Consider the following 7,500-nt stretch of genomic DNA (forward strand, 5'->3'; position numbering starts at 1 on the left):
CTCTCCCCTCCACCCAAAATCAGGGTGGGGCGTAAGTTTCACAGAGGATTTGTAGTAATTCCGACAGATTTATCTTCAGATCCAAGTATTTGTGGGTAAGGTTATGGGATCTTTCGGGTAACTCACTTTTCCCCACATGCGTGGGGTGAATGTACGTAAGATCCATAAACACCAAAATGAGGTACGTAATTGTGGAACTCCCACGTTCAGAAGACCGACAACAGTGTTGCGGCGATTGATCAGACTGGCATTCGCGTGTTGTTGGTATACCGCAAATAGGAGTTGTTCTTAGTCTTAAAACAACTCAGCACAACACTTCCTATGAAGCGCGTTTTGTGGATCAAACCTGCAAAGCGGACTGCTTCAACACTGAACTAAAAAGTATTCCTTCTTTATCGTACATCTTCTCTAACGAATTAAATTATCTGATGAAATATTATTTTAACTTCGAGCACCAGATTCGTCACCGCCCAAAGAAATCCGGATCACTCTCTGGAAATTGCGGTGATCATTAACTGAGGAGTTTTTCCTCTTAGCTGTAGATTACGAAACTTCTTGTGTAACCTGAGAGAAGCTTTTTCCGCTAAAGAAACGACTAACGCAAGTCATCCCGATCTTCATGCAGTTACAATTTTACTTCCTGTTTCAGGGAAGCGATGTTGCCAAGCCGCTTCCGTCAAAATTCTTCGAAGTCTGGGACTTCCCATTTTTGTAAATCCAGCTTATTTTTGTTTTCTTTTGGAGCCGTTAGAATATTCTCTCGAAATAAGCCCAAAGAAACTCATGAACGAACCGGCTGTTTTAAATCTCTTAAAATCACAAACCTTCAGAGTAAAACATGGCCGTTAAATAAACCACTCCTCGAAAACATCTTAAGATTTCCACTTGTTCTCTAGACGTTCACTTTCCGCTATCCCTTGAATCTTTTGATCCATCGCGTTGAGATTCTCTTTTTGAATTCTTACTCGACTATAACAATCATCAAACGTTTCTTGAAGGATCTCATTGTAAAAGTGGAGATTATTCGACCATTTATAATAACTGACTGTCCAATACTAGGAACCCGTCTCAAAATCTGAAGAAAAATATCTTTAAACAATCCGGCAAGTTTTTAAAAAACGTGGGAGTTCCCGCAGAAACCGTCACATTGGCGATTTTCTCCTGTCATTTAAAATTGTAATAGCTTTTACATCCCTAAGGTTTTGATACGGGTTCTTAGAGCCGGTCTTAAAACCTCTACAGAAATATTCATTTTGAATTTTTCATAAAATGAAAAGTTCTCTCCCCTTTGACGATCATCGGCCTTCGAATAGGTTTTATTATTGTCAAGCTTTCGTGGGAGTTCCCACATTTTGGAGGTTTTGAGACCGGCTCTTAGTTGCCGAAGAAACATTCCCTTTTTTTAATAAAAACTTCATCAACCTTTGACGCTTTTTTCCTAAATCCAAACAAAGACTGTCACGTGATCTTAAATAATCGCTTACCGCTTCTTCCTCTCGCTGGGGATATAAATCGATTCTAAACCCCCACTTCGTAATAATCTCGCTAATTTGATCGCGCCTCTCTTATCCGTTTTAATCTTATCGAAACCTTGCCTTGGAATCTTACCAGGTGCTACAAATGTGCAGTGTACTCTCAAAGACTTTAAATATCTGTAAAATGGATAACCGATTACTTTTGCCTCGTAACAACAATATATTTCGTTCCATTCCGATTTTAGTTTTTTGATGAATTTCTTGACCAGCCCTCCTTCCTATTTTATTTGTTGCTCTTTCAATATTTCCTTAGAATTGCTCGTTAAATACGCGATTCTAATCGTTTCTTTGTATACATCCATTCCTACATTCAGAAGACGGATGATAGCAAGCTTTTCTTCGAAAAACATTTCGTTTTTCTAATGCAGCTCTCTTTTTTTGTATCTGTAAGATACATTCTAAATCTGTGATGTAACATCTCCCCCGTTTCTTTCTGTCCTCTGTCTAGAACGAGCGAAGCGAGTTCGTCTGTCCTCAGTCCTCTGAACGGACAACTCTTAATTCCTTCTGTTGGTTTTCTTGCTTTGTAGTAAATGCTTCGCATCCAATCCGCGTTTTTCAAGTCCCTAAAGGCGCATTTTTTCCAAAACAAACATAAGACGATTAACTCAAAAAAAACCTTTTCTTAAGTTAATCCCATATTCCAAATACGCTTTGAGACAACAACTCATATTCATCCAACCTTGACAGTTCATATAAGAACCGTCTAACGCAGATTGAGATACCTTCCAACCGGATTCGGTAATTTTCACAAGAGTATTATTTGGATCTAAGGATTCGAAAATCATTTCCGTTTTGGTTTTGTACCCGCCAACGGTTAAAAGCTCGTTTTCACCCTCATAACTTCCTTCGTGAGCATCCCATTCCAAAACAATCTTGGAATCGGGAACCACCTCCACTACGTTGACGACCACTCCCTCATTTTCCCCCTTCATCGAAGGGAAATCTGCAAACTTCCAAATCACTTTAGTCCCCTCCACCAAAGGACCACTTGCGCCTCCAGTTGTAAAGTATCCGCTTAAATGTTTCGGGTCGTAAACGGCTTGAAAAACCGCTTCTAAAGGCTTTTGAATCTTAGTTTGTACTGTGAATCTTAAATTCATATAAATTCCTCTTGAAATAATTATATTTTTAATATGTTATATTATAGCAACATGTATAAACTTGACAAGCAGGATCTAATTTTTAAGGCACTTGCAGATTCGAAGAGAAGGGAAATTTTAGATCTTCTTAGAAAAAAACCTAAAACAACGGGAGAAATCTGTTCTTATTTCGAACCATTAGATCGCTGTACCGTAATTCAGCACCTGAAAATTTTGGAAAATGCAGGTTTATTGATCGTAAAAAGAAAAGGACGGGTTCGATGGAATTATTTGGACAATGTACCTATTCAAGAAATCTACGATCGTTGGATCAGTAAATACGCAAAACCGACTTTGGAAAGATTGGCAGTGTTTAAAAAACAGATGGATCGGGATAACCGGACAAAATAAAAGAAAACGCAAAAGCAATTACATATTTATTGAGAGTTTGTACCAAAACCGGACAAAACCTACTTCCCGTTTATACGGCGGCAGGGATTTAAATATTCTATTTTCCTAATATTAATTTTGCTTTTTCAGGAACTCTGGATGCGACTTCCTCGAACTTCTCCTTGTATTTTTCATGATTGGTACCCATGATTCTATCCCAAAAGTTAAAATAGAGGGAATAGTTACAGTTGAAGTATTTATGATGCATGTTGTGGTGTGTAGTCGTGTTATGCCAGCTCGTGAACCTACTTTTTAAAAACCAGGAAGGAAAAAATTCATAAGAAAGATGACCCAACACGTTCAACGAAGTCATATAAACGAAAAATACGATCATCGCCCCTGGATGTAAAGGAAGTACAAACGACACAAGGGGGACGATTCCGGATTCTACGATCGCTTCCAAAGGATGAAATGAAAACGCCGCCCAAGGAGAAGGATTGATGGACTTATGATGCACGAGATGGAAATATTTAAAGAAAAGCTTATGGTGCATCATTCGATGTGTCCAATAAAAATAAGTATCATGCAAAAGAACCAACACAAACGAACTGAAGATAAGATACACAATTCCATAATCGCCGACATTGTTGTAGATCCGATTGAATCCGTTCACCTTCGCCCAAACGACGAATATTCCGGATAATCCGAAGATAAAGAAAGTCAACATAGAATATTTTATTTCATAAAAGATCTTTTCCTTCTCAGGTTTTTTACTTTGGATAAGTTTGTGTGAAAGTTTTTTACCACAAAAAACCCAAACAACCAAAAACGCAATCCCCGAGAAAACCAAATACCGAATCAAAAAGATTCCCCAAATAATTCCGAAAAAACCAGAGTAACCGAACCTTGAAAGTAATTCTCCCATATTCATTCTCCGTATCATAAATCACAGATTCGATTTAATTATGGACTTAAATTCTCATTTCAGCTTGCTCTTTTTAAAATCGTTTAGGATTTCTTTTCGAATTCACGTAGCTTTCCATACTCCGTCTCCGGATAAAAATTCGAACGTAAAAGTTCAAAATCAGATAGGAAAGTATTGTGGAAAATAAAACAGACCGTAATTTTCCCGCGGATATAAAACTAATCATGTACGAAGCAAAAAATCAAAAAGGAAACAAATCCGCCCATAGAAAAAAACGGGGAGCATTCGTAATTACGTCAATCACCGATTCCTTCCAAACCTTCCAATTCCATCCAAAAATTTTTGGTTTGTAAATCGGGCAGTAAGGATCGAATCAATCCGCTGTCGACAAAACTATCCTCTTTAGGTGATTCTTCAACCTGAGTTTTGGAAATCTTTTCATGCTCTTCTAAAAAGGAAAATATTTCTTTCCAAGTATGCCATTGGTTGTCCGACAGATTGAGAACGTTCGGAAGCGTATCCCAACCTGTCGTTCGAATTTTGCGAATCAAAAGAGAAATTGTAAGAGCCACATCGTCACCGTGAATCAGATTGAGTTGTTTTGAACACTTTTTCACGAGTCCTTTTCTTGCCCAATCCCCTGGATTTCGAAGAGGCCCGTAAATTCCGCAAAGCCTGAGAATTTTTCCGCTTCTCCCGATCCATTCGTTCTCGATCGCAAAACGATCGTGATCTTCGATGAGTGGGGTGGATTCGACGATATCCGGAACCCTCTTATAAATGCTTGTTGTTCCCAGAAGAATACATCTTTTCCCTACGGAAAACAAAAGATTGATAAACGAAATCGGATCAAAAAGTTTTTGTACAGGGAATGTAACCACGCATAAATCGAAATCTTCTCTCGAAAATTTTTCGCCAAATTCCTTCAAAGCGAAAGGGTTTGAAAAATCAAAAACTTCGGTTCCTTCCACTCTGGTTTTGGCAGAAAAAGTTTCGAGTCGGACCTCCGCTTGCAACTTCAATCGCTTCGCAATTCGGATCCCGGTATATCCTAAACCGAAGATTCCGACCCGCATCTATTCAAGACCCAAACGTCTGTAAATCAATCCCACTTTTTCAAGATACGGTTCGATTTTAAAAATATCTTCGAGATCTTTTCGGGTTAAAACCTGACTGACTCGATTGTCGTTTTCTAGTCTTGTTTTGAGAGTTTCAGATGGATTGGCCCAAACCGCCATCGCGTGTTCTTGTACGATTAGATAAGCTTCTTCTCTTGCGATCTTTCCTCTTTCGATCAAAGCCAGCAAAACTTTTTGAGAAAAAATCAATCCCCGTGTGACGCCTAACGTTCGCTCGATCGCATCTGGATACACATGAAGATTTTTAACCACAAATAACATCTTATCCAAAATGTATTCGAGTGCGATGGTGGAATCCGGTAGTACAACCCTTTCCGCCGAAGAATGAGAAATATCTCTTTCATGCCAAAGAGCTACATCCTGTAATCCCACGTTTACATTTGCGCGGATTACTCTGGAAAGTCCGGAAATCCTCTCACAGATCACAGGATTCCTTTTATGAGGCATCGCAGATGAACCCTTTTGTCCCGCGGAGAAAGGCTCTTCCACTTCTCTTCCCTCCGTCTTTTGTAATAGACGGATCTCCGTGGCCATACGATCCAAAGAAGAAGCCGTAACCCCGAGAACGGAAAGATAAAACGCGTGGCGATCCCTGGAAACGACTTGTGTGGAGATCGGATCAACTTTCAAACCCATCTTTTCGCAAACATAAGCTTCGATTTCCGGATCGACATTGGAATAAGTCCCGACAGCCCCTGAAAGTTTTCCGACCGCAATCTCGTTTCTCGCTTCAGACATCCTTTTTCGGTTTCGATTTAATTCTTCAAAAAATAATGCGAATTTGAGCCCAAGGGTCATCGGCTCCGCATGAATCCCATGGGAACGTCCGATACAAGGCAGATCCCTATATTGAATCGCCTTTTCTTTTACTACGGAAATGAGTGCGTCCGTTTTTTTCAAGATCAAGTCCATAGCCTGAACCATCTGCACGCAGAGCGCAGTATCTCCGATATCGGAGGAAGTCAGACCGTAATGAACGTGCCTTCCCGCCGGCCCGATGTATGAATTCATGTTCGTTAAAAACGCAATCACATCGTGATGAACCTTACTTTCGATTTCTAGAATTTCGCCTACATTGAACTTTGCCATCGTTTTGATTTCCTGAAATTCCTCCGGCGGAATTTCTCCCCGTTTCATTCGGATCTCACAAGCGAGTATTTCTATTTCCTTCCAAATTTCAAACTTGTTCTCTAATTCCCAAATTTTGGAAATTTCGGGATTGGAATAACGATCGATCATTTCTAAAAGTTCCTTTTTGAATTCTCATCCACTCTTCTACGGAAGTATATTCTGTAAAAAGAAAAACAAAGTCCGTAAAAAAAGCGTTTGAGACACGATCATTTGTTTTTTTGTACAATTTTTTAAAGGAGCCTTTATAAAGTAGATTTTAGAATTCCCGAATGTCGTAAAACAGCGGTTTCGCATAAGAATTCTTTACGACGCGTCTAAAAACCCCAATTTACTTTGTCAGAAAGATCAAGCTGCAAGGTTCCGTTGTTTTTCGACTTTATGAAAGCATTCTAAAAATATCCAATCCGGTAAAACATAGGAACGAATCGAATAGACCGGATTTGAATTCTTACCGAACTTCGTCCACGAAATCCAAAATTCGTTCGAATAGTGTTTGGGCTTTGAAAAATATACATTAGAGTTGTTGAAAAATTAATTCTTCATCTGTTTCCGTTTCATGAAAACGGTCGATTAAAGCAGTTTTGTTAATCTGAATTATGGAATTTTTCAACAACTCTATTAACGTAAATTCTACATAAGAAAGTTTGGTGAATAAAAAACTAAAATGCAACGATCAAACGCCGATCCGTAGAGAGCGTTTGGCTTTAGTTCCACCAACCCGTATCGATAGAAGCATAATGTCGGATCAATCGTTTTCTTTTCCTTAACTCACCCTTAAACATAAATTCAAAAAAAAGAATATTCTAACTCAATTATATTTTAGAAGGCAGGGTCCGGAGAGCGTGCGAAATAGCTTCCCGGAGAGGGGGTAGCGAAAGACGCGACGCGTCTGAAGCGAGGGGGAAACCTCCCCCTCCAATCTAGAAATCCACAGTTTTCTGAACCGGGATTTGCCTTCAGCCAAGCTCGAAAGACCGTACGAATTCGCGGATCGTATTGATATGATCAATTTCGGGAGAAGGATTCTCTTTACTTGGTTCGTAGAGGTGTTCGTCAAAAACGTGATAATCGAATATCTTCAAGGAAAAATCGGGAAACGTTATGATGATATTTTCGGAATGTATATCAAAGATCAGTTTCTCCTCTTCAGCCAAATGTTTGGTCACTTCGATCACACGATGAAAATCCAAAGCGATCTTTTTCAATCTGGACCGACTTACGACTCCGAACTTATGCGTATCGAAGTTCAACTTCCACTTCGGAAAGAACGCATCCTGCAACGGGTTCTGACGAATTTT

Annotated in this window: 7 protein-coding genes and 2 pseudogenes (1 of these 9 only partly in view); 1 reads left to right on the forward strand and 8 read right to left on the reverse strand. The window is 39.4% G+C overall.

Features of this window, described 5'->3' with window-relative positions:
• Window positions 1-485: 485 nt before the first annotated feature.
• The 4 genes and pseudogenes from CLV95_RS17570 to CLV95_RS17585 all read right to left on the reverse strand — a co-directional run.
• A pseudogene (locus CLV95_RS17570) lies at window positions 486-1,055 on the reverse strand (transposase); the annotation flags it as partial.
• Window positions 1,056-1,186: 131 nt separating this feature from the next.
• A complete protein-coding gene (locus tag CLV95_RS17575; protein ID WP_002725236.1) occupies window positions 1,187-1,393 on the reverse strand; it encodes a hypothetical protein in 207 nt (68 codons plus the stop codon).
• A pseudogene (locus CLV95_RS17580) lies at window positions 1,374-1,885 on the reverse strand (IS110 family transposase); the annotation flags it as partial. The pseudogene CLV95_RS17580 and the gene CLV95_RS17575, both read right to left, overlap by 20 nt.
• A 258-nt stretch (window positions 1,886-2,143) precedes the next feature.
• The gene (locus CLV95_RS17585) at window positions 2,144-2,638 is read right to left on the reverse strand and encodes an SRPBCC domain-containing protein (protein WP_002733059.1); all 495 of its coding nucleotides are present in this window, start codon (window positions 2,636-2,638) and stop codon (window positions 2,144-2,146) included.
• 51 nt (window positions 2,639-2,689) lie between these two features.
• On the opposite strand from CLV95_RS17585, the gene CLV95_RS17590 reads away from it, so the two are divergent.
• Window positions 2,690-3,028, forward strand: a complete 339-nt coding sequence (locus CLV95_RS17590; protein ID WP_002725220.1) for an ArsR/SmtB family transcription factor — start codon at window positions 2,690-2,692, stop codon at window positions 3,026-3,028.
• Window positions 3,029-3,125: 97 nt separating this feature from the next.
• On the opposite strand, the gene CLV95_RS17595 is transcribed toward CLV95_RS17590, so the two are convergent.
• The 4 genes from CLV95_RS17595 to CLV95_RS17615 form a co-directional block, all read right to left on the reverse strand.
• On the reverse strand, window positions 3,126-3,932 hold the full coding sequence (locus CLV95_RS17595; RefSeq protein ID WP_002733030.1) for a sterol desaturase family protein: 807 nt from the start codon (window positions 3,930-3,932) through the stop codon (window positions 3,126-3,128).
• A gap of 296 nt (window positions 3,933-4,228) precedes the next feature.
• Complete coding sequence (locus CLV95_RS17600; protein ID WP_002725292.1) at window positions 4,229-5,008, reverse strand: Rossmann-fold NAD(P)-binding domain-containing protein; 780 nt, start codon at window positions 5,006-5,008, stop codon at window positions 4,229-4,231.
• Window positions 5,009-6,310: an adenylosuccinate lyase gene (gene purB / locus CLV95_RS17605; RefSeq protein WP_002733073.1), complete on the reverse strand. Its 1,302-nt coding sequence runs from the start codon at window positions 6,308-6,310 to the stop codon at window positions 5,009-5,011. It lies immediately after the preceding gene.
• Window positions 6,311-7,158: 848 nt separating this feature from the next.
• A protein-coding gene (locus CLV95_RS17615; protein ID WP_002733102.1) for a hypothetical protein crosses the window boundary here: on the reverse strand, window positions 7,159-7,500 show its 3' portion. The gene runs 726 nt beyond the window's last position; the window shows 342 of its 1,068 coding nt (coding positions 727-1,068); its start codon lies beyond the right edge, outside the window; the stop codon is at window positions 7,159-7,161.

This window comes from Leptospira borgpetersenii serovar Javanica (genome assembly GCF_003046425.1).
GTDB lineage: Bacteria > Spirochaetota > Leptospiria > Leptospirales > Leptospiraceae > Leptospira > Leptospira borgpetersenii.

Coding starts and splice junctions, on each gene's coding strand:
- purB (WP_002733073.1), bottom strand. CDS start 6,310: ATGATCGATCGTTATTCCAATCCCGAAATTTCCAAAATTTGGGAATTA.
- CLV95_RS17575 (WP_002725236.1), bottom strand. CDS start 1,393: ATGTTTCTTCGGCAACTAAGAGCCGGTCTCAAAACCTCCAAAATGTGG.
- CLV95_RS17590 (WP_002725220.1), top strand. CDS start 2,690: ATGTATAAACTTGACAAGCAGGATCTAATTTTTAAGGCACTTGCAGAT.
- CLV95_RS17585 (WP_002733059.1), bottom strand. CDS start 2,638: ATGAATTTAAGATTCACAGTACAAACTAAGATTCAAAAGCCTTTAGAA.
- CLV95_RS17600 (WP_002725292.1), bottom strand. CDS start 5,008: ATGCGGGTCGGAATCTTCGGTTTAGGATATACCGGGATCCGAATTGCG.
- CLV95_RS17595 (WP_002733030.1), bottom strand. CDS start 3,932: ATGGGAGAATTACTTTCAAGGTTCGGTTACTCTGGTTTTTTCGGAATT.